At 48.2% G+C, this 22,777-nt stretch carries 22 protein-coding genes and 1 pseudogene; 9 read left to right on the top strand and 14 right to left on the bottom strand.

Translation table 11 applies throughout. From position 1 onward, the window contains the following. Window positions 1–15: 15 nt before the first annotated feature. The 11 genes from accC to NWAT_RS09640 all read right to left on the bottom strand — a co-directional run bounded on the left by accC (window position 16) and on the right by NWAT_RS09640 (window position 8,501). Window positions 16–1,356 (bottom strand): acetyl-CoA carboxylase biotin carboxylase subunit, encoded by a 1,341-nt coding sequence (accC, locus tag NWAT_RS09690; protein ID WP_013220906.1) that lies wholly within the window; start codon window positions 1,354–1,356, stop codon window positions 16–18. Between the two features lie 4 nt (window positions 1,357–1,360). Then, window positions 1,361–1,810, bottom strand: a complete 450-nt coding sequence (gene accB, locus NWAT_RS09685) for an acetyl-CoA carboxylase biotin carboxyl carrier protein (RefSeq protein ID WP_013220905.1) — start codon at window positions 1,808–1,810, stop codon at window positions 1,361–1,363. A gap of 47 nt (window positions 1,811–1,857) precedes the next feature. Further along, window positions 1,858–2,301: a type II 3-dehydroquinate dehydratase gene (gene aroQ, locus NWAT_RS09680; protein ID WP_013220904.1), complete on the bottom strand. Its 444-nt coding sequence runs from the start codon at window positions 2,299–2,301 to the stop codon at window positions 1,858–1,860. Between the two features lie 258 nt (window positions 2,302–2,559). Further along, window positions 2,560–3,081, bottom strand: coding sequence for a TlpA family protein disulfide reductase (locus tag NWAT_RS09675; protein WP_013220903.1), 522 nt, complete (start codon window positions 3,079–3,081; stop codon window positions 2,560–2,562). 2 nt (window positions 3,082–3,083) lie between these two features. Further along, complete coding sequence (gene dsbD, locus NWAT_RS09670; protein WP_013220902.1) at window positions 3,084–4,967, bottom strand: protein-disulfide reductase DsbD; 1,884 nt, start codon at window positions 4,965–4,967, stop codon at window positions 3,084–3,086. Continuing rightward, on the bottom strand, window positions 4,964–5,305 hold the full coding sequence (cutA, locus tag NWAT_RS09665) for a divalent-cation tolerance protein CutA (RefSeq protein ID WP_013220901.1): 342 nt from the start codon (window positions 5,303–5,305) through the stop codon (window positions 4,964–4,966). The genes dsbD and cutA overlap by 4 nt, the downstream gene beginning before the upstream one ends. A 40-nt stretch (window positions 5,306–5,345) precedes the next feature. After that, window positions 5,346–5,813, bottom strand: coding sequence for a DUF4389 domain-containing protein (locus NWAT_RS09660; protein WP_013220900.1), 468 nt, complete (start codon window positions 5,811–5,813; stop codon window positions 5,346–5,348). A 69-nt stretch (window positions 5,814–5,882) separates the two neighbouring features. Beyond that, complete coding sequence (locus NWAT_RS09655) at window positions 5,883–6,650, bottom strand: class I SAM-dependent methyltransferase (protein ID WP_013220899.1); 768 nt, start codon at window positions 6,648–6,650, stop codon at window positions 5,883–5,885. An 86-nt stretch (window positions 6,651–6,736) separates the two neighbouring features. Continuing rightward, the gene (locus tag NWAT_RS09650) at window positions 6,737–7,207 is read right to left on the bottom strand and encodes a Spy/CpxP family protein refolding chaperone (protein WP_013220898.1); all 471 of its coding nucleotides are present in this window, start codon (window positions 7,205–7,207) and stop codon (window positions 6,737–6,739) included. An 87-nt stretch (window positions 7,208–7,294) separates the two neighbouring features. After that, a complete protein-coding gene (locus tag NWAT_RS09645) occupies window positions 7,295–7,768 on the bottom strand; it encodes a pentapeptide repeat-containing protein (protein ID WP_013220897.1) in 474 nt (157 codons plus the stop codon). An 88-nt stretch (window positions 7,769–7,856) separates the two neighbouring features. Further along, a complete protein-coding gene (locus NWAT_RS09640; protein WP_013220896.1) occupies window positions 7,857–8,501 on the bottom strand; it encodes a Crp/Fnr family transcriptional regulator in 645 nt (214 codons plus the stop codon). A 116-nt stretch (window positions 8,502–8,617) separates the two neighbouring features. On the opposite strand from NWAT_RS09640, the gene NWAT_RS09635 reads away from it, so the two are divergent. The 6 genes from NWAT_RS09635 to NWAT_RS09610 all read left to right on the top strand — a co-directional run bounded on the left by NWAT_RS09635 (window position 8,618) and on the right by NWAT_RS09610 (window position 17,058). Continuing rightward, complete coding sequence (locus tag NWAT_RS09635) at window positions 8,618–10,816, top strand: CHASE2 domain-containing protein (protein WP_013220895.1); 2,199 nt, start codon at window positions 8,618–8,620, stop codon at window positions 10,814–10,816. 53 nt (window positions 10,817–10,869) lie between these two features. After that, entirely contained in the window at window positions 10,870–14,247 is a 3,378-nt protein-coding gene (locus NWAT_RS09630) for a TonB-dependent receptor domain-containing protein (protein WP_013220894.1), read from the top strand. Between the two features lie 84 nt (window positions 14,248–14,331). Continuing rightward, complete coding sequence (locus tag NWAT_RS09625) at window positions 14,332–14,724, top strand: hypothetical protein (RefSeq protein ID WP_013220893.1); 393 nt, start codon at window positions 14,332–14,334, stop codon at window positions 14,722–14,724. Window positions 14,725–15,115: 391 nt separating this feature from the next. After that, window positions 15,116–15,349, top strand: a complete 234-nt coding sequence (locus NWAT_RS09620; RefSeq protein ID WP_013220892.1) for a hypothetical protein — start codon at window positions 15,116–15,118, stop codon at window positions 15,347–15,349. A 5-nt stretch (window positions 15,350–15,354) separates the two neighbouring features. Next, window positions 15,355–15,585: a hypothetical protein gene (locus tag NWAT_RS09615; RefSeq protein ID WP_013220891.1), complete on the top strand. Its 231-nt coding sequence runs from the start codon at window positions 15,355–15,357 to the stop codon at window positions 15,583–15,585. A gap of 540 nt (window positions 15,586–16,125) precedes the next feature. Continuing rightward, entirely contained in the window at window positions 16,126–17,058 is a 933-nt protein-coding gene (locus NWAT_RS09610; RefSeq protein ID WP_013220890.1) for a hypothetical protein, read from the top strand. 123 nt (window positions 17,059–17,181) lie between these two features. On the opposite strand, the gene NWAT_RS17485 is transcribed toward NWAT_RS09610, so the two are convergent. Continuing rightward, complete coding sequence (locus NWAT_RS17485; RefSeq protein ID WP_269724252.1) at window positions 17,182–17,463, bottom strand: rhomboid family intramembrane serine protease; 282 nt, start codon at window positions 17,461–17,463, stop codon at window positions 17,182–17,184. Next, on the bottom strand, window positions 17,450–17,860 hold the full coding sequence (locus NWAT_RS17775; protein ID WP_269724251.1) for a rhomboid family intramembrane serine protease: 411 nt from the start codon (window positions 17,858–17,860) through the stop codon (window positions 17,450–17,452). Before NWAT_RS17775 ends, NWAT_RS17485 begins: the two co-directional genes overlap by 14 nt. Window positions 17,861–17,954: 94 nt before the next feature. On the opposite strand from NWAT_RS17775, the gene NWAT_RS09600 reads away from it, so the two are divergent. After that, window positions 17,955–18,407, top strand: a complete 453-nt coding sequence (locus NWAT_RS09600; RefSeq protein ID WP_083781448.1) for an alpha/beta fold hydrolase — start codon at window positions 17,955–17,957, stop codon at window positions 18,405–18,407. After that, a complete protein-coding gene (locus tag NWAT_RS17480) occupies window positions 18,376–18,624 on the top strand; it encodes an alpha/beta hydrolase family protein (RefSeq protein WP_157679882.1) in 249 nt (82 codons plus the stop codon). Before NWAT_RS09600 ends, NWAT_RS17480 begins: the two co-directional genes overlap by 32 nt. Before the next feature lie 238 nt (window positions 18,625–18,862). On the opposite strand, the gene NWAT_RS16720 is transcribed toward NWAT_RS17480, so the two are convergent. Further along, the gene (locus NWAT_RS16720; protein WP_157679880.1) at window positions 18,863–19,036 is read right to left on the bottom strand and encodes a hypothetical protein; all 174 of its coding nucleotides are present in this window, start codon (window positions 19,034–19,036) and stop codon (window positions 18,863–18,865) included. 416 nt (window positions 19,037–19,452) lie between these two features. On the opposite strand from NWAT_RS16720, the pseudogene NWAT_RS17475 reads away from it, so the two are divergent. Continuing rightward, window positions 19,453–22,773, top strand: a pseudogene (locus tag NWAT_RS17475) (STY4851/ECs_5259 family protein). Window positions 22,774–22,777 lie beyond the last annotated feature (4 nt).

The following is a 22,777-nucleotide window of genomic DNA, read 5'->3' as shown; positions in this document are numbered from 1 at the left end:
AGCTAAAAGTAGAGATTATAGTCCCAACATTCGTTCTAAGTAATGGATATTAGTGCCGCCAGCCTGGAAATGGGTGTTGCTGAGGATTTTTTGATGAAGAGGCGCGTTACACTTAATGCCGTCGATGACCAGCTCAGTGAGCGCAATTTGCATGCGCGCAATAGCCGCTTCTCGGGTTTCTCCATGGGCAATAAGTTTGCCGATCAAAGAATCGTAGTAGGGAGGGACGGTATAGCCAGCGTATAGGTGGGAATCTACCCGGATGCCTGGACCACCAGGCGCATGATATCTTGTCACCGTTCCTGGGCTGGGCATGAAATTAGTGGGATCCTCGGCATTGATACGGCACTCAATAGCGTGCCCGTGGATCATGATATCTTCCTGGCGATAACTGAGTTTCTCCCCGGCAGCGATACGGAGTTGCTCCTTGACAATGTCTATCCCGGTGATCATTTCAGTTACGGGATGCTCCACCTGGACTCGGGTATTCATCTCAATGAAATAAAATTCGCCATCTTGATAGAGGAATTCAAACGTACCCGCTCCTCGGTAACTCATCTTGCGGCAGGCTTCGGTGCAAATTTCCCCTATGCGTTGCCGTTGCTCATCAGTAATGCCTGGGGCAGGCGCCTCTTCAACAACTTTCTGGTGGCGGCGCTGCATGGAGCAGTCCCGTTCGCCGAGATAGATGGCTTGGCCGTGGGTGTCAGCCAGAACTTGGAATTCCACATGGCGAGGATTTTCCAAATATTTTTCCATGTAAACCATGTCATTGCCAAAGGCGGCGCTGGCTTCACTCCGGGTAAGGGAAATAGCGGTGGGCAAATGCGCCTCGGAATGAACGACTCGCATTCCTCGGCCTCCTCCTCCCCCCGAAGCTTTAATCATGACCGGATAGCCGATTTCCTTGGCAATGGCTATATTTTCCTCGTCATCTTCTCCGAGGGGTCCCTCGGAGCCAGGTACGCATGGTACGCCAGAAGCCTTCATGGCCTTGATAGCGGAAACTTTATCACCTATCAGGCGAATGGTTTCAGGTCGCGGCCCGATAAAGACAAAGCCGCTTTGTTCGACTCGCTCGGCAAAATCGGCGTTCTCGGCTAGGAAACCGTAACCTGGATGAATGGCGACGGCATCAGTAATCTCGGCGGCGCTGATCACGGCGGGGATATTCAAGTAGCTTTGAGAAGATGCCGCGGGACCGATACAAACCGTCTCATCGGCTAGTAGAACATGCTTGAGCTCGCGATCCACCTCAGAGTGGATGGCTACGGTTTTGAGTCCTAATTCCCAGCAAGCCCGAAGGATGCGTAAGGCGATTTCGCCCCGATTGGCGATAACGATCTTATCCAGCATGGCATTATTTTATGACGAAGAGGGGTTGATCATATTCCACGGGTTGTCCATTCTCAGCGAGGATAGCGGCAATGACTCCCCCTTGATCGGCCTCGATTTGATTGAACATTTTCATAGCTTCAATGATGCATAATACATCACCCGTTGCTACCTGATGTCCAATTTCTACAAAGGGTTTTGTCCCTGGTGTTGCAGACTGGTAAAAAGTGCCCACCATGGGTGACTTCACAAGATGCCCGGGCGGAATTTCTTCTTCTTTCTGAGCCGTCTCTTTGGGGGGTGGGAGTTCAGGGGCGGTCGCGGTTGGTGCCGGCGTTGGCGCCACCGCGGAAATGGCCGTAGCTTGGCTATGACGGCAAATACGGACAGATTCTTCTCCTTCACGAATTTCTAGCTCGGCGATACCAGAAGATTCGAGCAACTCTATCAACTTCTTGATCTTTCGTATGTCCATAAAGGTCTCGTCTAAATCAGAAAAAACATCGTTAGTTGGAATGAGTTTTAGGGAGGCAATAGGCGGGCGAATACCGCTTGTAAAGCTAGCTCATAACCTGTAGGCCCTAAGCCGCTAATAACCCCCTCGGCAATATCGGAAAAATAGGAATGATGGCGAAAGGCTTCCCGCCCATGGATATTGGATAGATGCACTTCGATAAAGGGTATGGCCACCGCTGCTAAGGCATCCCGCAGAGCGATACTGGTATGGGTGAGAGCCGCCGGATTAATAATAATAAACGCTATATCTTGATGGCCAGCATTGTGAATATGTTCAATGAGAATATGTTCCGCATTGGCTTGGAAACAAGTTAAATGGTGGCCTGCTTGAGTCGCTTGACGCGTTAAATTGCTATTAATAGCTTCTAAAGTGATGGAGCCATAATATTTGGGTTCTCGGGTACCAAGCAGATTAAGATTAGGACCGTGAATGACCAATAGATTTGCCATGATTTTGGGTGTAAGTAACTCAACAAGACCGATGCAATGGTTTCCTATCACCTAGATAGCCTATTAAACTGCCGCGAATTGTGCACTTTTTGCTGGTAAATGTCTAGATGTTAGCGATCTGTGGTCGGTAATACTAAGATAAAATTGAGCTACTTCTTCTCTCATGTTTGGAAATATAGATAAGAATATAGCAGTTACTTTATTAAGTATGGCTTTCCCTGTATTTGTCTCAAGCTAGGATAAATATAGGGCATGCGACTATAGCAAGGGCAAAATATAGCTTTTTGTGGTTTCTTTGTCTAAGACCCCCGCGTGAGTATAGACGACCTGGCCAGCCCGGTTAATGAAGGCAGTATAAGGAACGACGTCCAGTTCGTTACCGTAATCCATAGCCACCCTAGGCGCTTTTTCCTCGCTTACAAGAATAGGATAGTTGATACCGTGCTCCTTGATAAAGGTCTTGACTTTATCCGGCCTGTCAATGGCTACGCCAATGAACTGGAGTCCCTGTTCTCCCAGGGAGTGTTGTAACTCAATAAATTCAGGGATCTCCTCTAGGCAAGGTGGGCACCAGGTTGCCCAAAAGTTAATAACCACGACCTTGCCATCCCACTCTCGGATATCATGCTCGGTTCCATTGACATCCGGAAGTTTAAACACTGGCCGAATGGGTCCCGTGGTAGGACGGGCATCTTGCTGCGCTTGATATAGAATATACCCCCCTATTCCGGCTAACAGAGCCGCGGTGAGGATTAAAGGCCAGCGGATAATTTTATTCAAGTCTATGCTCCTTTGGGTGTCTTCTGTGCCAGCAAAGCGTTTACCTGTTGTAAGTGCCGCAAAAACTCTTCCGGCGAAGCTTGACCAATAAGCCGAACTTGCCTAAGTTCCTTTCCATCCGGGCCAAAAAAGAGTATTGAGGGGGGGCCATAAAGAGAAAGTTGATTAAGCAATGCCTTATCTTGGTCATCGTAGGCGGTGACATCAGTTTGTAACAAGAGGGTATTGCGAAGCGCATTTTTCACTGTGGGATCGCTAAAGGTAGTAGCTTCCATTCGCTTACAATCCACGCACCAATCAGCGTAAAAGTCTAGCATAACCAAACGCTCTTCCGCTCCTTGGAGCGCAAGCTGGAGTCCTTGGATACCTTTTACAGGCTGGAAATTGAGACTTTCAGCGCTGCTGGTTGGTGTGTTGGCGGAACTTGCCACGGTTAATCCCCGCAGGGGTTGCCACTCTGTGCCTCCGCCGCTTGCAGCACCTATGATGAGCAAGGTGCCATAAATTAAAGAGATGAGTCCGGTTCCTTTCCACAGTCTGCTCCAGCCAGTAGTGTCCGGCCCTAGCGTTTCCAGCGCCCCGAGATAGACGGCGCCTATAATAAATAGCGCGCCCCAAAGAAGCATGATGATCGCCTGGGGTAGGATGCGCGAGAGGAGCCAGATAGCTACGGCAAGTAATAAAACTCCAAAGAGATACTTGATGGGTTGCATCCAACTACCGGCATGGGGCAGAAGCTTGCCTGCCGAAGCGCCGAGGAATAGCAAGGGCGTTCCCATTCCCATACTTAAGGCGAATAGAGCCGAGCCACCTAATAAGGCATCCCCGCTTTCGCCAATATAGATGAGGGCGCCCGCCAAGGGGGGAGCGACACAGGGGCCGACAATAAGAGCCGAAAATAAGCCCATTAGTCCCGCTCCTAGCAGGGTGCCCCCTTTTTGTTTCTGGCTGAGGTGAAGTAGCCGTGTCTGGAGTCGGGTAGGTAGCTGGATGTGGTACAAATCAAACATAGAAAGAGCCAGCAATACGAAGACCAAGCTAGCACCAATTAGAATACCGGGATGCTGGAAGGTAGCCTGGAGATTTTCTCCGAGTAAGCTGGCGACAATGCCCGCCACGGTATAAGTGAGCGCCATGGCAAGGACATAGGCAAGGGACAGCATAAAGCTACGCCAAGTCGTGATGTTCTTGCCTTGACCGACGATGATCCCTGACAAAATAGGGATCATAGGAAAGACGCAGGGCGTAAAAGATAATAATAATCCAAAGCCGAAGAAAGCAGCTAGGGTAAGCCAGATCTGATCATTAAATAGGGTTTGAACGATGCGGTCTTGGGTAGATAGGGCAGTAGTAGGGGTTTGCCCCGGCGTTAGGTCAGAATCTGCTGCTACGGAGCCTCTTTCGTCAATGGAAGGTGAGGGTAGTTCCAGGCTAATCTTCTGAGTAGCGGGGGGATAGCAGATTCCGTGAATCTCGGAGCACCCTTGCAGGGATGTCTCTAGGGTGACCGTCTCGGGCGTTGTGCCCTGTCGATTTAGGCTAATGGGGATTTGGAGTTCAGTTTTGCCTTCATAAACCTCCGTGGCGCCGAAAAATGGATCTTCTTTGATTTTGCCAGACGGTAGTTTCACTGTGGAGATCTTAACCCCCTGCGCATCCAATATCTGGAAGGCGAATTTATCCCGATATAAATAGTAGCCCTCGACGATATTCACCCGGGCCATAATGGTGTTGCCATCTTCCACCGCGGCATTGTAGATAAAAGCCTGATCAACTTTCAGCAGTGGAGGCTTCTCCGTTTCTCCGAACCCCAGCCGGTCTAGCAGACCCGCAGTAGCTGAAGTATTGCCAAGTAGTATTAAAGCCAAAGCAAGAAATATTCTCATAATCGCTGGCGTAACTCTTTGTCTATCCAATGCAAATAGCCATCCAGGCCCCTGCCGATAGGGACCGCAATAATTTCTGGAAGTTCATAGGGATGTTGTTCCTCTATGAGCCGTTCCAGTGCCGGGTAATGGGCAGCATGGGATTTTATTAATAGCAGACATTCACTATCCGTTTCGATTTTTCCCTGCCAACGGTACACTGATGTCAGTCCCGGGACAATATTTACGCAAGCGGCGTGTCGTTTCTCCACTAGCAGGGTCGCAAGTTTTTCTGCCGTCTGTTGGTCGGGGCAAGTGCACAAGATAAGCTGGTAAGTGCCATCATTGGAGCTAGACATAGCGCATATTTTTCCAAGCCTGTGTGAAGTAGGGAGGCAATTATTCCGTTGGGGAAGATTCGTCTTTTCTAAAAGTGGGATTCGGATTCGTCGCGGTTGTTTCTGATACCGATTGAGCCGCTCCAGTAGTTGGATTCGGCGGTTGAGGGGAGGGATTTCTTCCTGGGGTTGCTTCCCCTGGGTTTGGGGTAAGGGGGTATCCAAGCCCCGTGGGCATATTTTCTGGCCTGGGCCAATCGCTGAAAGGAAACGGTCGTTCCTCGGTATTGTAGGTTAAATAGAGCAATAAGTGATAGATATAGGCGGATGCTTGTCTGCCAAAGGTGACTGCCCGTTCATTGCTGCCGCCAGTAAGCAGATTATAGAAGATGAGGAATATAACTGCCGCCCAGACCGCAAACTCGGCAAAGGTATAAGCCACGGCGAATAGTATCATGAAGAGGAGGCGTTTCCAGAAGGCCGAATTTTTTAAGTTTTGGGTAAGATTGCTGTTTTCTTTATTTATCATCAGAAAGTCTCCAATTTATTCTATTTAAAGGTGTTTGATCTGCTTGTAGTAATATAATAACCTTAATGTCTAGCGAGTAAGGTAGACATCAAATCGGGTGATTTTGCTCTCAATTGAAAAATCTGGTTTTGGCCCCGCCAGAGGAGTTCCTGGCCGGGGGCGCTTGACGACTACCCGTCGCCGTGCGCACCTTAGAGCTGTTTCGAAGAGTAGGGAGGCATTCTCATCTTTGCCTGCCAGAATACGCAGTAGGCGCATTTCTCTTTTAACCAAGGCGCTTTTAGTCCGTTCAGGATACATGGGATCGAGGTAGATGACCTCTGGAAAATCTTGAGTGTTGAGGGTGCGCATCCAATCCACAGCGTTCCCTTGCATTAGTGTCATATGAGCGATAATGGAAGCCGTTTCAGGGGTTTTTCGGGCGCGCGCCAGGCCATCTTCTAGCAATGCTCCGATGATGGGTGATTGTTCTATTAAACGCACGGGGCAACCTAGCATAGCGAGGACAAAGGCGTCCCGCCCCAGGCCAGCGGTGGCATCTAGTACATGGGGACAGGTGTTCCCCTTGAGTCCGATAGCGCGCGCCAGCGGCTGTTTGCGTCCTTCGCCCTGGCGGCGGCGATAACCCATAGCTCCTCTGACGAAATCCACAAAGAGAGGGGCTCCTAACTCGGGGTGGTGGAGTTCCAGCCGCTGGGCACTCAGGACCAGGGTTATAGTGAGCCGATCCAGATTCACAGAAGGCGTTAGCAGAGGGAGGCCCAGTCGGCAGGCTAACTGACGGGCAGCGTTTAGCTGCCTTGGGCTGTCGCAAGTGATACCAACGTTTAATTGCAAGTCTAAGGGTGGGTGAGTTAGTGGGAGCCTTGAGGAAGAACCCCACCTCTAAGCGGGGTTTCTCCTGTATTTAGCGATTTTATCGCTTAATCGTCATCCTCATCCCCCTCATCATCTTCATGCTTCTTTTTCATGGAGATGAGTTTATTTTTCTGCTCTTCAGTCAATACGTTGTTAACCTCACTGCGCTCCTCCAAGGCATTGTCTACCAGCTTATTGAATATCTCATTGTGTTTTTTGGCCGCGGCACGTATGGCATCCTCTTCGGTAGCTGGATTCATCAATCCTTTATGGGCTTCAACCATGCTGTGGTGCATCTTTTTCATGAGGGCTTTTTGGGCTTTTTGATGCTCTAAGTGGCTCCGCATGATAGTGCCTAATTGCTCATCGGAGAGATTCAGTTCTTCGGCTTTAAAAAGCACCCCATGAGCATATCCCGAGTGGTGTTTACCATGGTGTCCACCATGCTTATGATCATCGCCTCCTCCAGCTGACGAGATAGCAGGGAGGGTAAAGGCGAATATGAGAACAGAAACGGCTAGTAGTGCTTTTTTCATCTACAACCTCCAATAACTAAGGGGAATAAAGGATTTTTTTATTGAATAGAGCGGCATTGCGTTTGCTTACCAACATGCTTTGCATGTCTAGCTAAGTGACTCGTCCATAAGACCTTTAGTTCCCTTAAGATTGGCATTGCTGAGTTTAGCGCCACGGAGATTGGTCTGATAAAGATTGGCATGGGACAGGTCGGTCCATTCCAGGTTGGCAGCGGAGAGATCGGCGCCCCGCAGGTCGGCTGCCTGTAATTTAGAGCTATCAAGATTAGCTCCCCGAAGCTTAGCGTTGATCAGATTGGCTCCCTTAAGGCTAGCGAGAATTAGGATACACTCTTGAAGATTTGCATTTTCCAGATTGACCTGCTCTAGGCAGGCCAAGGTCAGGTTGGCCCGTTGGAGATTTACGCCCTTCAGATCGGCCCCTCGGAGGATAATGCCATCCAGATTAGCCTGCTGGCCTTCTTCCCCCCCAGATTGTAGCCACTGTTGATGAGCTGTAAGGATATTTCTGAGTTCGTTTTTATGAAGATGAAGCGTTTCTTCGTTAGGTGGTATCGACATTATCCTAGCGTTTTTTCTGGTTTAAAAATAAATAAAATTCGCGCCTTCTTGCTGGCTGGTTTTGGTTTGAGCCATAGCGCTTGACTCATCACCAGGCAGAGGGCAAGCGATGGGGGATAATAATGGTTTTGGAGGTCACTTCAATATAGCCACCAGTGGCAAGATCTCCCATAATGCGGCTAACCATTTCCCGGGAAGCTCCTACTCTCTGCGCAATCTCTTGATGGGTAGGGCGCTCTTCGATAATCAGTTTACCTTCTTTTTCAATGGCAAGGTCTAAAAGGGTGCGTGCCACTCGACCGTAGACATCCAGTAATGCTAAGTTTTTGACATTTTCGGTCAGGGAACGAATTCGTTGTGTTAAAGCGCAAAGAAGTTTAAGTGCAAAATCGGGATGTTCGGTAAGGCAGCGGTTAAAAACAGTCTTTGAAACCACTGATAAGCGGGATTTTTCAAGGGCCATTACCGAGGCCGAACGAGGTCCCTTATCAAGCAGCGCCAGTTCTCCAAAATACTCTCCTGCTTTTTGAGTCCGGAGAATGACCTCTTTGCCATCCTCATCGCTGATATACACTTTCACCTTACCGCTTAAAATGATATACAGCGAATCGCTGTGATCTCCCTCATGAATCAAGATCGTATGCTTCGGGTAAGTTCTGGTAATGCCACAATCACGAAGCAACGCCAGATCCTCTGGAGAAAACGCTATGGGGGATAGTGTGTTTAAAGGCATTGCATGTCATCCTGCCGGGGTACCCAGCTGCGGTAGTTCAGATAGAAATATTCCTCTCAACAAACTACTGTACAGAATTATAGGCGATAACCCTATCCCTAACAGGGGAAAGATTCATGTCAAGGCTAGCTAAGGCCATTATGCTAGGGTTGCTCACGGCATGGGTGGGCTTTCTGGCGACGATAATACCTCCTTTAGGCCGCTTTGAGAATGAGCTAGGACTCGCTTGGCTTTTCGAGCTGCGGGGTCCCCGCGCCGCGCCAGAAGAAGTGGTTATCATTACTATCGACCAGGAGTCCTCGGATTGGCTTGGTCTGCCCAACGAGCCGGATAAATGGCCGCGGGAACTTCATGGCCGTTTGGTGCGCCGCCTTGCTCAGGAAGGCGCGGCGGTGATTGCTTTTGATATTATTTTCGATGAGCCTCGCGATCCTGTCCAGAATCGTTTTTTTGCGGAAGCCATCCGGGAAGCGGGTAATGTGGTGCTATTCGAGTATTTAAAAAAGCGCCGAAAAAAGGTTGCGATAGGAGGCAGGCAAGCGGAGATCGAAATCGAGAAGCGAGTCCCTCCTATTCCCGAATTTGCTAGCGCTGCTGCTACATTGGCGCCTTTTCCACTCCCAAAGGTGCCCATTAGAGTTAGCCAAGCCTGGCTTTTTAAATTCGGCGTTCCCACATTGCCCGTAGCTGCTTTGCAGGTTTATGCTCGCCCCTATTATGGGGATTTATTGCGTTTACTCAAGGAGGTAGTTCCCGAAGAAATTCAGTGGCTAAAAAATGACTGGCAACCTAATCGAAGTCAGCCCGCGTTGATAGCGCTCGCCAGACATTTGCAAGGACGGTTTCAGGAGGATGCTCAACTGCCACAAAGCCTACTAGCCCGCTTACAAAACCCTGAAGCCCCGAGCCGTTTTCAGGGACAATCAGTGATTGCCGCTTTGATCCGGGGTTTGAGTCATCAAGAAAGTTTTTTTCTTGATTTTTATGGCCCGCCTCACACTATCACCACCCTTCCCTATCACCGAGTGCTAGCAGAGAATAGCCATTCTCCCTTGGCTTTTTCCTTTAAAGGCAAGGCTGTTTTTGTCGGTTTTAGCGAGCAATTTCAACCCGAGCAAAAGGACGGGTTTTACACTGTATACTCCCAGCCGGACGGCTTGGATATCAGCGGAGTAGAGATTGCGGCAACAGCCTTTGCCAATCTTTTGGAGCAGCGAAGCGTGACCCCTTTACCCCTTCCTCTCCATTACCTTGTCATCCTGCTATGGGGAGTAGGGATAGGATTTTTTTTCCTTTATTTGCCCATGTCTGCGCTACTGCCTGGGGCGGCAATTTTAAGCATAGGTTATATGAGTGTGGCTCATTATTTATTTACGGGTAACGGGCTATGGCTGCCCGTAACCGCGCCTTTACTCTGGCAGTTGCCGTTAGGCTTGGTTGGAGCCTTGCTCTGGCGGTATTTAATGATTGAGACGGTCATTAAGCCTTATCTCCCCGCGTGGTTTTGGCGGTGGTGGCAATGGCACTCCGAATCACCACCACCACAAATGGCTAACGGAATTTGTCTCGCCACCGACGTTCAGCAATATACCGCGCTTGCGGAACGCTTTGAGCTTGAGCGGCTGCGTCCGCTCCTTAACCGTTACTTCCAGAGTATCTTTGAACCTGTCAAGTCCCGGGGAGGATTTATCGCCGATATCAAAGGTGATGCGATAATGGCTATCTGGGCGAATCTTATTAGCAAACAGGACATCAGGGAGCAAGCCTGTTTGGCGGCTCTCGATATTGAGAAGGCTGTTGCGGAATTTAACCGCTGTACCCCCGAAGCCCCCCTGCCTACGCGAATCGGACTCCATTACGGCAAGATAGTCATTGGTAGCGTAGGCTCTAGCGAGCATCTCGAATACCGGGCGGTGGGAGATGTGGTTAATACGGCCAGCAGAATTGAGAATTTAAATAAGCTTCTCGGAACTCGCGTATTAACTTCCCACGAAGTTATTGTGGGACTAGAAAGTATTTTTGCCCGGGAGTTGGGGGAATTTTGCGTCAAGGGCAGACAACAGCCTTTAGCGATTTATGAATTAATATGCCGCACAGAAGAAGTGAATGAGGCTTTATGGCATTACTGTAAGCAATTCAACGCAGCTCTCCAAGTGTTTCAGCGTCGCCATTGGCTGGAAGCTCTAGAAGCTTTTAGGGCGTTATTGGCACGCTATGGTAACGATGGCCCTTCCCTTTTTTACTTGCAATTATCCAAGTATTATACTCGAACTCCTCCTCCCGCTTCTTGGAGTGGCGTTATTGATTTGAGCTAAGTTGCAAGGCTATAAAAAAATATAGGGTACTCCTAGAGAGGCAGAAAGCCCGTATGCGCTTGAGACTTTCTGGACTATGGATGGCGTTTGTTGCTTTTTGGCCCTTCTGGGTGGAAGCGGATGAGCATTGTGCCTCGCCGGTGGCGCAAATTGTTTCCCTCCAAGGGCGGGTGGAAGTGACTCCGATGGGCGAGAGGCGCTGGCGGCCAGTGGGGTTGCGGGAGAAGTTCTGCGCCGGGGATAAGGTCCGTATCGAAGCCTATAGTCGTGCCTTGGTGCAACTTCAAGATAATACTCTTCTGCACCTGGATGGGGGTACCCTGGTGACTTTTTCAGGTATTGAGCCTAACAAGCCTTCCTGGTTTGAACTCCTGAAGGGCGCTATCCACTTAATTAGCCGTTTTCCCCATCGGCTGGAAGTTAAAACGCCCTTTGTGAATGCGGCGGTGGAAGGCACCGAATTTGCCGTCCGGGTAGAGCCGGAGCAAGCCTTGCTCTGGGTCTTCGAGGGGCGGGTTCTATTCCACAATCCTGCTGGCCGCCTCACCATTACTAGCGGCGAGGCAGCGGTGGCTGAGGCTGGTCAGGCACCGCGGCGACGGCTTGTCGTCCAGCCCCGGGAAGCCGTCCAATGGGCCCTTTATTACCCGCCGCTTATTGACCTGCGTTCCAGCGTCTATCCCACAGATCCAGCAGCCCGCGAGATTCATGCGGCGTTGCATGATTACCGGGCCGGGGATTTGCCTGCTGCCCTGGCCCGCTTGGAACAGGTTCCGATTGAAGTGCGAGAGGCTAGCTATTTCACTTTGCAGGCAGCCTTGCTGCTGGTAGTGGGGCGCGTCGATGAAGCCCGCTCCAAAATTCAGCATGCTTTGCAGCTTGATCCCGACCAGGGAACCGCTTATGCTCTGCAAGCCATCATCGCCCTGGTACAAAATCAAAAAGAGAAAGCCCTCAGCTTGGCCCAGCAGGCGGCAAAGCTCGATCCCCGTTCACCTATCCCTCAAATCGCCCTGTCCTATGTCTATCAAGGAATGTTTAATATCGAACGGGCCTTAGCGCATGCCCAACAGGCCATTGAACTTTTCCCTGGTGCGCCCTTGGCCTGGGCGAGAGTCGCTGAATTACAGCTCTCCCTGGGCAATTCGGAGAAAGCGGCCAAAGCCGCCCAACAGGCGGTGGCCCTCGATCCTGATTTAGCCCGGACCCAAACGGTGCAAGGCTTTGCTGATCTGACGGCCATTGATATTGAGGAAGCCAAGGGGGCTTTTAAGCGGGCCATTGAACTGGACCCGGCCGATCCCCTATCACGCCTTGGGTTAGGGCTGGCCAAAATCCGCCAGGGCGATCTCAAGGCGGGCACTCAGGAAATCGAAATTGCCGCCAGCCTGGACCCCAATAATTCGCTGATTAGAAGTTATCTCGGCAAAGCCTATTACGACCAAAAACGGGGGGGCGCGGCGGCAACAGAGTTAGCGATGGCGAAAAAGCTCGATCCCAACGATCCTACACCGTGGTTTTATGACGCCATCCGCAAGCAAACCACTAACCGGCCGGTGGAAGCCTTGCATGACATGCAAAAGGCTATTGCGTTGAATGATAACCGGGCGGTGTATCGCTCACGCCTCCTTATGGACCAGGACTTGGCTGCCAGGAGCGCCAGCCTGGGGCGAATTTACCATGATCTGGGCTTTCAGCAGCGGGGCCTATTGGAGGGCTGGAAATCAGTCAATACCGATCCCGGCAACTACTCCGCCCATCGGCTGCTGGCGGATAACTACGCGGCATTGCCGCGGCATGAGACTGCCCGGGTGAGTGAGTTGCTGCGTTCCCAGCTTTTGCAACCCTTGAATATGACTCCAGTCCAGCCCCAACTGGCTGAAGGGCAATTATTGCTGCTGCCAGGTAGCGGCCCGGCTGCTTCAGCCTTTAATGAATTCAATCCCTTATTTACTCGCAATCGGTTTGCCTTGCAGACTTCGGCCGTAGTTGGCAGCAATAGCACCTTCGGTGACGAGGTGACCCAGGCGGGTATATGGAATCAGTTTTCCTATAGCCTTGGACAATTTCACTTTGGCAGCGACGGTTTCCGGAAGAACAACGATCTGGAGCATAATATCTATAATGCTTTCGCTCAGGTGGCCTTGGGTGTCAAGACTAGTGCCCAAATTGAGTTGCGCCGCCAGGAAATCGACAGTGGGGATTTGCGCTCCCGCTTTGATCTTGACCCGGAGGAATTTAAGGATGATCGGCGGCGGACTCGCCGTAATTCGGCCCGGCTTGGGTTTCGTCATAATGTCAATTCTGAGCATAATTTACTAGGCTCGTTCATCTACTGGGATGGGGATAGCCGTTTCGAAGACGTTGGGCCTCAGACTGAACTCGTCTCGACTATAGACACCCAGCATTACAGTGGGGAACTCCAGTATTTGTTTCATGGTGACAACGCTAGCCTGACGGGAGGATTTGGCTACTTTACTCAAGATAGTACTAGTACTACTACACTGCAATTTAATAGTCCTTTTTTCCCCCCTGGAGACACTACTACTATCGCCCACCCTGATAGCAACTACGCCAATGCCTATGCTTACGCTAACATTGCGCTTACGCCTACGCTCAGGGCGATCCTGGGGCTGAGCTTTGATCACTATCAGGAACAAGATCCCCTGTTAGAGCACAATCGGTTGAATCCTAAATTTGGGCTCCTTTGGAATCTCTCCCCTGCCACGACTCTGAGGACGGCGGTGTTTCGCACCGTCAAGCGTCCCTTTGCTGCTAGCCCAAGCATCGAGCCGACCCAGGTTGCCGGCTTCAACCAGTTCTTCGATGATCTTAACGGTGCCAAAACTCTGCGCTATGGTGTAGGTTTGGACCATGCTTTCTCTAGTCAGCTATCCGCTGGTGTGGAAATCTCTTGGCGACAGGTGGAAGAAAGCAAAATAAACACTGATAAAAATAAGGTACGGAGCAGAGAAGGCGAAGCGTGGGATGAACAGTTTCACCGCGCCTACCTCTACTGGACGCCCACCGATCAGCTGGCGTTTAGCGCTGAATATTTTTTGGAATACATTAACAGGAAAAACCAAAACCTATCCTCCGGTGAGTTTAAGGTGCTCACTACCCATCGTATGCCTCTGCGGCTCAATTATTATCATCCCAAGGGTCTAATCGCCCGCGTAGGCGGTAGTTATGTTTATCAAGATGCAGATTTCCCTGACACTAAAAATAGTGGGATAGAAGATTTTTGGGTAATGGATGCGAGCCTTGGTTACCGTTTGCCAAAGCGTTGGGGAATCGTGAGTATCGAAGCCTTTAATCTGCTGAACAATAGTTTCCGTTTTCAAGATCTTAATTTTCAAAGTGGCGAGCCTACCGTTCCTCTCTTTCGGGCCGAAAGATTAATCTTTGCGCGCTTTACTTTGGCTTTTTAGCTTTAAAAAAGGAGGCGATTTTTAATAAATTATATATAAAGATATGCTTTCATTACTAAAATAACACCTAAAAGGAATAACGCCATGAGAATTATCCTATTATTTTTTATGTGCTTATCGGTTCTGCTTGTGGGTTGTAAACCTAAACTTGAAGAAGCCCCCGAACCGATTGTCGGTATCCAGGTGAAAGAGGGTGAAATTGTTCCAGTTGATCCTAAAACTGGCGAGCCATTAGAAGTGACCCCTTGCGTTTCAGCAGTGGAATCGGTAGGAGAAGATAATTCGTCGAGATGCGCGATATTTGATGATGAATTTAAAACTCTACGAATAGCTCAAATCAATGTGATTTTTTCGGAGAAAACCACCAACAGCGTCACTTGCGTTATTACCTTTATAGTGGATGGAAGGAAATATCAGTTTGAATTCTATGATCCTAATTCAGATACTTGTCCAAAAGATTGGTATCGTGTCCCATAGGGGCTTTTTGAGACAGTAAGCAGAAAGTTGGTAAACGAATAGCATGTAGGGCGGGAAAGCGGAGCGCATCCCGCCTTACCTTACTTTGACAGAATGTTATAAAGAAATAAATACAGAAGGGGGGAAGACAATTGTTTGTATGGATAGGTTCATATGCAGTGGTAATTGGAAGGAGGGATATCCCTATTAATTGAAAAACCAGGATTTAGGTCTATCTTCGGAGTTTGCAATTTTGGCTTTACCGGATTTTAAAGAAATAAAAGCTACTAACGACAGGGAAACAGTAGAATCATTGTTGTGCGCTCATTTCTTGCAAGTCGGGCGTTTCACCCCCCGGCTTGCATCCCGTTGGACGGCATGGGGACGATAGATACTGGTATGAGAACAGCAGATGCATTTCGAGGTCATAGGGAAAATAGAGCAGGTGGAAGTCATCGCGGTGGGAAGCCGCATCCGCGATATCATGCGTCTACGCCAGCAGTATGGTCCTGGTCGATGGCGCAAGCTCAAAGGCATTGCGGCGGTGAAGCTGGAAAATGGTAGTATCCGCATGGCAGAGGTGCATTGGTACGAAGCTCACGGTATCGGCAAGAGAAAGATGAAGATCAAGCAATTATTGGACTAAACGCTATGGTACAGCCACGACAGAATACCCGCTTTGCGCTTTGTATTGAGAGCAGAGAGTGTGATGACCTGGAGAAGGGGAAGGTGTACCCAGTGCTTCCTGATAATATCGCAGCCCAAGAAGATTATCTGCGGATAGTGGATGAATCGATGGAAGACTACCTTTACCCCGCATCCTTCTTTGTTTTTTTGGATTTGCCTGAGAAAGCGCGAGAGGCGCTCTTGATGCGAAGCTAAGTAAAGTGGCATTTGCCCAACAAGCCATTTCAGTGGCGACTCCTTTATCGGTACCACTAAGCTTGGGCGATAGGTCAGCACGTAGGGCGGGAAAGCATAGCGCATCCCGCCCTACCTTACAAGAGAGTCATTTGGCCAGCCCTCGGCTTTACCTGACCACAACCCGCAGATTATTCTCCTGGGTATGCCCGGCTAGTTATCCAGAACTGATGTAATTACGATGTTGTGTCCGTTGAATGAACGGTTGTTCATGAACTCTGTGGGCATAGGCCATTTAGCGCCCCCAATAACTCTGGCAGGATTAGCAGGGCTAGCTTAAAAATCCGCATTAATAAAGAATTATCCAATACCTCTCCAGAAATCTCCCTTCGTCAATAATAATTATTTCGACTCACCAGTACTTCACGGTTATCGGGGTAATATGTCACGGACAGTGATAAGCAAGGAAAGTATTATTATAAATAAGCAACGGCTTTGATATTTTTGAACATAAGCTTTTTTCTGTTTCTGGCCTAGAAATTAGGCTAAATGAGGTGAGTCATGAACAAGAGATTAGTCCGCATATTTACATCTTTTGCACTAATTTTTTTCTTCATACCTACCATTGCTTACGCGGAGATTCCCATTCAATCGGGACATAGTGGTGAATGGTTTGACCCGGAGCGTAGTGGCGAGGGATTTTTCATCGAAGTGCTTGAGAATGATCGAATGGTGTTCTCCTGGTTTAGCTATGATTCTAATCAGAATCAGATGTGGCTGTTTGGCGCTGGTAATATCGTGAATGATAAAGTAGTGATACCTGCCTTTGTGACGGAAGGAGGGGTCTTTGGTTCTGATTTTGATCCCAATGGAGTGGTGATGACGGAATGGGGTACCGTTGAATTTAGCTTCTCTTCCTGTAATAAAGGACAGGCTGTTTATAACTCCATGCTCGGTTTTGGTTCTGGCGCTATCGATCTCACCCGCCTTACCATGCTAAAAGAATCTTATTGTGCGGAAAATCCCTCCAGCCTTGAGGGGACTTATACGCTAGAGAGGCTTTCTATTCAGTTTTCCGACCAAAGCGTTTTTGACAGTGAAAACCCAAACATAGCTGTTACCGGTGCCATGCGCATAAGCGAAAATAATATCTCGCAGGAGGTTACGATTTTTATTTCTGGTGAAGATCCTCTTATAGTTAATTTATCCGGCACTTTTGTTGATGAGGGATCTGTCCTAGTAGTAACACAACCTCCTAATGTGGGCAGCGCCCTCATTTTAATAGAGAGAGATAATAGGATAACCACATCGTTGCATGTTAACGATGTCGGGGAAATAGATTTTAATGAAATACAAATCTGGCGAAAGATAGATCCTTCTAGGGCAGCTTCTACAAGTGCTCTTAGTAAGCGGGTTCCCCCGCAGCCAGTAGCAACCTCCGAGGCCACCATAGGCGCGCTTGGAAGGATAGAGGAGATATTTCAACAACGATAAATGTGGCATATAAGCATCGATGTTGGGGAAATGATAAGGCTAAATATGCTTGCATGGGTAAGCGGATAAATCCCAAGAAGGTTGAATTCCCCTTTAACTTGGTTAGAAAAAAAGCGTGAAACGCTAACGGAGTAGGCTGACTTCGGAGCGTTTAAATACAGGCAACAGGAGCACGCCGGCCATGAACCCGCCAGTATGGGCGGCGAAGGCTATGCTGCCCTCATCCCCCGGAGTCGCTACCGATTGCAAGAGCTGAAACAAGAACCAGAGACCTAGCATGAACCAGACGGGCACCCAAACGAAAAAGAGGATGAAATAGGGTACCAGCAGTTTGATCTGAGCGAAGGGGTGCAAGAGCAGATAAGCGTCGAGGATGCCGGATATGGCGCCGCTAGCCCCCACCATGGGGATCGTGGAAGTCGGGGGCTATAAAAGCCTGCGCCAGCGCCGCAGCCACGCCGCAGAGTAAATAAAAAACGATGAAGCGGCCATGCCCCATGGAGTCTTCTACGTTATTGCCAAATACATGAAGATAGAGCATATTATCCAACAGGTGCAGGAAGCCACTGTACAAAAACATGGAGGTAAACAGGCTGAGTACGGGAGAAATCAGCAATTGAGGATGGCCCAAGGGCGCATCCATCAAAGCCTTGGGAATCAGTCCAAATAGAATAACTGAAGCTTGAAATCCCTCCCGTGGCAGGCTTAACTGCCAGAAGAAGACAAGCACGCAGGTTCCAATCAGAATCCAATTAACAATAGGGATGCGCTGAACAGGATAGTTATCACTGACGGGGATCATTCCTCTGTTTCCTTCTCTTACATTAATATTTGACTTTATGGCATTTTCAGCAACGATAGCTACAGATTCCTGGTCGATATAAAAGGGGAAAGAAATGTCCACCGTGCGAGCAGAACGTGTAAGCTTTCCTGGCTATCGGGGCGATCCATTGGCAGCCCGATTAGAGCGGTCAGACAAGATACCCTTAGGCTATGCATTATTTGCCCGTTGTTTTACCTGCTCTAAAGATTTTTTCGCGGTGACACGTATTAGTAATACCTTGGCGCAGCGGGGAATAGCAGTCTTGAGATTTGATTTTACTGGACTGGGCAATAGCGGGGGGGATTTTAGCAATACTAATTTCTCTTCCAACATTGCGGATCTGGTGCAAGCAGTATCCTTTATGAGGGCGCAATATCAGGCTCCCCAGCTACTTATTGGACGTAGTTTAGGCGGGGCGGCGGTATTGGCAGCAGCGGAAGAAATTCCTGAAACCTTGGCCGTGGCTACGATTAATGCTCCTAGCGATCCAGCCCATGAGCGAGTATCGCTTACTTCAGAAAGTTAAGTCGCTTCGAAAAGCGCTAATGATTTTTCATGGCCCCAAAGATAATACGGTGAGCATTGAGCATGCCCGGCATATTTTCGAAGCTGCAAAACACCCTAAAAGTTTTGTATCGTTGGATAATGCTGATCACTTACTATCTCAAAGAGAAGATGCAATTTTTGTAGCGAATGTATTGGTTGCATGGGCAGAGCGATATTTGGTATATGAGGCGACGTAAAAGCGGCAGGACTTGCTTTTATCGATGCTGCTCTCACAGGCGTTTATTATAATTGCCGAATTTTTTACATCCACAAAGGGCGTAAAAATCTCCTGGTGTGGCATAATTTCAATGAACAAAGTATATAATTTTAAGTGCTATCCTGTATTTAATGACCGCAGTGAACTTTTAGTTTTTCGTCCCACCTCGGGCAATGTTGATTCATCATTATCATATCTCACAGTTGTCTGGAAAGCGCTTATTTCTGACTTTTTTTGAGTAAAGCCTCCGACTCATCACTCTGATTCGATAGCTTCTTTTCTTGTTCAACTAAATCGAGCATAGCCGCCATCGCAGCATTACCAATTCGACTGCTGCCCTGATCGCTTATATTTGTGGGGGCAAAAGATTCTCTCTTAATTTTCGTTCTCACTCCAAACAATCCCTGCCTATCGCTACTTATCTTATGTCTGGCCGACCTCAAGCCCAGGGAGAACCACTATAAATTGAAATGATGCGATGCAAAATTACATAAAAGGAGATGGTTTATGTAATGAGCAGACAGTGGCGACTGTATTCGTTGATCGAACAGGTTGCGATTAAGAATCGCGCGGATTTGCCGATTATATATCAATAATGCTGGTCTGCGGGTAGCGATCGTAATGCACAAAAAAAAATAGACATATAGTCGCTGGATTCGTGGCAGCGATCGCCGTATGATCTGGTTAAAAAACATAAATATCAAGAGGATAATTACTTTAACAGGATGGAAAAATACACTTATTTGAGTAGCAATATACATCAGAACAATTAACCAGAATCTTCTAAACCGGTGAGTAGAGGGTATTTATGGGGATATCGGATCAGCTATCTATATCTACACTATCATTATGGCTGCGCTCTTTCCTTCAACGGCGAGGTCTGCGCTTCCCGGATCATAGGACTTTGTATGAGTATCAAGTCAGTAGTGAGGAATATATAGACCTGAAAAAAGCCCTTTCAGCGATCGGAAAATCAAACCGGTTTTTTAAGGATATAGACGCAAATGCTTGTTTTACCCTTTTTTGTGCCGAGTGGTACCGAAGGGAATATGAAAGCAGTTTTGGTTGGAGTTGGGAGCGGGTTTGGTGTTCCTTGAAATTCAGCTTGGCTCCTTCAGAGCTGGCTAATGTAGTGCCACGCGGGCTTGAAAGTTATTGGAATCGCCCGCTTCGTTACTATGAATCTGAGCGCAGAAACTTCCTTGGATCTGTATTCAGCGAAGGCGGGCTTCCATTCAGGGTTCTCGAGCAAGAAGGTAGCCGCTTCCAATCATTATTTTCCCGAATATTAAAGGAATATGATTGCACCGAATCCTCAGTTTGCACTACCCGGCAACTTACCGAGACGCTTATTAAGCGTTCAAATCTTCCTCAAGTATTCTCGGAGGATACCTCTGTAGATCTGATAGCCACCATGGCGGATCAGCTGGTTTCGCTTGTTCGGCTCTATGCTTTGGATACTAAAGAAGGGCCGGTAAATTACCTTGATGATAAAAATCCAAGGTGGCGTGACAGTTTTCCTATCCCTCTTGATGATACTACCGGCAGTGAGCTGCTGAATGGCCTGCTTCGTTCCGCAACTGACAAGGGAATGCGTGCGCAGCACCGTACTGATAATAGTGTGCGTTGTTCTCACTTTTGGCTGGAGCGGAGACCTGATTGCCTTCAGGTAGAGATTTCTTTGCCAGCTGAAATTATCTTCCAGCTTTCGTTTGAACCTGCATCATGCCGTTTTGAGTTGGGGATATGCGAAGGCGGCGATCAGATAGCTAGCCTAGGCGCTGGCTATGCAGTTCTCGAGCATCGCTCAGCCAAAGTAAGGCCGCGTCAGCGGCTTATTAGGTGCAAACGCAGAGAACCAGGACGAGAACTCTTTTTGGTTGCCATATATGGTGGCTTGGTGCTTGCACAGCGGCCCATTGATAACGGCTCAGTCGGAATTAATGAGGTTCCGGTAGGTTTTGAGTTAAGAGATGGACGCTGGCTGTGGTGTGGGCAAGCCAGCTTCAACTCGAAGGCTGATGAGGTGCTATTACTGCTACCCGATCGATCCCGCATAGAAGTGGAAAGCGGATAAATTTATGAAAATGAATTAGTTGCTGGATGTAAGGCGGCTCGGGTGACAGGAGCAGTAACCGTTATTGTTGGTGCTGATGAAACTCATCGCATCAAGACCGGAGTATTTTCCTCCGCCAATATTATGCCGACGTTAAAGGGTAAAACCGTTGAGTGGCAAAGTTACCCTGCAATAGCTTTTTACGGAGTGCCGGAGATTGATTGGTCAGAAGAATCTGATCCGAGTTTGATCGCACAGGGAGCTAATGTATATTTATCCGGAAAGCCTCTTAGCGAATTTTCAGTGCAGCAGCAGTTAGGCAATCATTATCTTTCGGTTCGCAATAACCAGGGTGAAACATTGCTGCGCAAACGGGTTGGCATTTTGCCGGTAGATATGAAAATAAAACTTAAGAAAGGAGAGCAACCTAATCAGGGTAGTATCCTCTTTTATACCATCTTTTCCTACCAGTATCATATATTGGATAAATCAGTTTCTTGTCGCCGAGTATACCATGATGACTGTACGGAATTACTGCTTAAAAAGAAAGATATTCCGCCAGCTCATGTCACTATTGCTCTTACTTCAAATCTAGCGAAAGATCCTGTTCATATCAAACTACCATTCCCCGTTAGTGGAGCGCTGGCGTTTGATAAAAATCAGAATTTTCTATCCCGTACTTTGTCTGTTTCAGGTTTATTGGGAAGCCGCGTGTACTTATTTGCCCAAGAAGGTTGCCCTATTAAATATGAACTAGAATTGCGTCTCTTGGGTAATAATACAGCCCAGGCTCATTACTCGTGGTCCTACACAGCAATTGATTGCCCATTGGAGGTGAGCTTGTTCAATATTAAAAAAGAAGTTGAAAATCTGCTATCGCTGCAGGATGGTATTGATCAGACGGTTGAGCTTAGGATTTGTGGTGGTGGTCAAGAATATTTATACCGTATTTTGAGGTACTCCAAGAAAATGTCCATTGATTATGGCCGCCATATTTTGTTTATCTCGAATCTATTGGAGAGAGCTGGTGAATACCCCAAGCCTACCCTTATGCTATTGAGTGAGCCGGAGCGTAAACCAGCGGAGCTGCGCCCTCGCTTAAGTGAAGGTGTACCAACCGGAGAATTTGAGTTTCCATATTTTCTTGATAAGAACGGCCCTTGGTTGATTGTCCCTGAGAAGAATTCCGCAATTTCATTTCGTCCGATATTATTTCCCGGTGGCGTGGTTCGCCCCGATGATTTAGCCGAAATAAAAAGCTTGCAGAAGGCAACCCTAGCCTTTGATAAAAATGCAGGTATGAATGCATTTACTTCAATTTTAGACGCCATGGCATACGAGCCGTCTCACAGCGGCTGGCAGTTTTTGAAGACTCTTTATGATCATTATGGTTACTTGCCTCTGGCAACTTTCGAAGTTTGGCGCGCATTGATCAGGCATCCAGATGCTCTGGCCATGGCTATCTTAAAATTTGATGTAAATCCTACTTTTCTGGTGCGGATGGAGAAGGAATTTCCAATATTTTGGGAATTCTTCTCCCTTCATTCACTGAAGCTAGCTGGAGAACGCATGGGAGAATTTTTGTCTGCAAAAGGTATACTTACCGAATGTTTGCCTGATTTGCTTGAGTCGATGTATGAACAATTGGCGAATGTTTTTCCAGTCTACGGCGGTGATGTTCAGTCTTGGCTCTCTCGCAGCCAGTTACCACCCCCCATGGCTTTTTCATCGATGATAGACGGAATAAAAATCTGGTATCAGGATCTTATTAGAGTCCGAAGTGATGAGCGCTGGCCAGAGTATGGCGGTAACCCGCTGAAAGATTGGTTTAAACAGCAAACTAATTGCCCCATCTCTATCGTCCCCGAAATGAATTACCGCAACGCTGTCGTTTATCTGCCTGCATTTGCAGCTTCTGTTGCAATAGGAAGAACCCAATTTGAAGATTTTTTTTGTGATAGTCCTGAAGTTATTTTCTTCCTGAGGCAGATACGGGATTTCTATTTACACTGGTTTGAACCAGTGTATCAATATTGTCTGTTGAGTTATGCCTCGACTGAAAGAGGTAATTAAAATT

This window comes from Nitrosococcus watsonii C-113 (assembly GCF_000143085.1).
Lineage (GTDB): Bacteria > Pseudomonadota > Gammaproteobacteria > Nitrosococcales > Nitrosococcaceae > Nitrosococcus > Nitrosococcus watsonii.
Note: the sequence above shows the minus strand (reverse complement) of the source record. Positions and strands in the feature narration are given on the sequence as shown.

What these genes read in the sequence shown, in the direction of transcription:
- accC (WP_013220906.1), bottom strand. Translation starts at nt 1,356, where the DNA reads ATGCTGGATAAGATCGTTATCGCCAATCGGGGCGAAATCGCCTTACGC.
- accB (WP_013220905.1), bottom strand. Translation starts at nt 1,810, where the DNA reads ATGGACATACGAAAGATCAAGAAGTTGATAGAGTTGCTCGAATCTTCT.
- aroQ (WP_013220904.1), bottom strand. Translation starts at nt 2,301, where the DNA reads ATGGCAAATCTATTGGTCATTCACGGTCCTAATCTTAATCTGCTTGGT.
- dsbD (WP_013220902.1), bottom strand. Translation starts at nt 4,967, where the DNA reads ATGAGAATATTTCTTGCTTTGGCTTTAATACTACTTGGCAATACTTCA.
- cutA (WP_013220901.1), bottom strand. Translation starts at nt 5,305, where the DNA reads ATGTCTAGCTCCAATGATGGCACTTACCAGCTTATCTTGTGCACTTGC.
- NWAT_RS09660 (WP_013220900.1), bottom strand. Translation starts at nt 5,813, where the DNA reads ATGATAAATAAAGAAAACAGCAATCTTACCCAAAACTTAAAAAATTCG.
- NWAT_RS09650 (WP_013220898.1), bottom strand. Translation starts at nt 7,207, where the DNA reads ATGAAAAAAGCACTACTAGCCGTTTCTGTTCTCATATTCGCCTTTACC.
- NWAT_RS09645 (WP_013220897.1), bottom strand. Translation starts at nt 7,768, where the DNA reads ATGTCGATACCACCTAACGAAGAAACGCTTCATCTTCATAAAAACGAA.
- NWAT_RS09640 (WP_013220896.1), bottom strand. Translation starts at nt 8,501, where the DNA reads ATGCCTTTAAACACACTATCCCCCATAGCGTTTTCTCCAGAGGATCTG.
- NWAT_RS09635 (WP_013220895.1), top strand. Translation starts at nt 8,618, where the DNA reads ATGTCAAGGCTAGCTAAGGCCATTATGCTAGGGTTGCTCACGGCATGG.
- NWAT_RS09630 (WP_013220894.1), top strand. Translation starts at nt 10,870, where the DNA reads ATGCGCTTGAGACTTTCTGGACTATGGATGGCGTTTGTTGCTTTTTGG.
- NWAT_RS09625 (WP_013220893.1), top strand. Translation starts at nt 14,332, where the DNA reads ATGAGAATTATCCTATTATTTTTTATGTGCTTATCGGTTCTGCTTGTG.
- NWAT_RS09620 (WP_013220892.1), top strand. Translation starts at nt 15,116, where the DNA reads ATGCATTTCGAGGTCATAGGGAAAATAGAGCAGGTGGAAGTCATCGCG.
- NWAT_RS09615 (WP_013220891.1), top strand. Translation starts at nt 15,355, where the DNA reads ATGGTACAGCCACGACAGAATACCCGCTTTGCGCTTTGTATTGAGAGC.
- NWAT_RS09610 (WP_013220890.1), top strand. Translation starts at nt 16,126, where the DNA reads ATGAACAAGAGATTAGTCCGCATATTTACATCTTTTGCACTAATTTTT.
- NWAT_RS17485 (WP_269724252.1), bottom strand. Translation starts at nt 17,463, where the DNA reads ATGGTGGGGGCTAGCGGCGCCATATCCGGCATCCTCGACGCTTATCTG.
- NWAT_RS17775 (WP_269724251.1), bottom strand. Translation starts at nt 17,860, where the DNA reads ATGATCCCCGTCAGTGATAACTATCCTGTTCAGCGCATCCCTATTGTT.
- NWAT_RS09600 (WP_083781448.1), top strand. Translation starts at nt 17,955, where the DNA reads ATGTCCACCGTGCGAGCAGAACGTGTAAGCTTTCCTGGCTATCGGGGC.
- NWAT_RS17480 (WP_157679882.1), top strand. Translation starts at nt 18,376, where the DNA reads ATGAGCGAGTATCGCTTACTTCAGAAAGTTAAGTCGCTTCGAAAAGCG.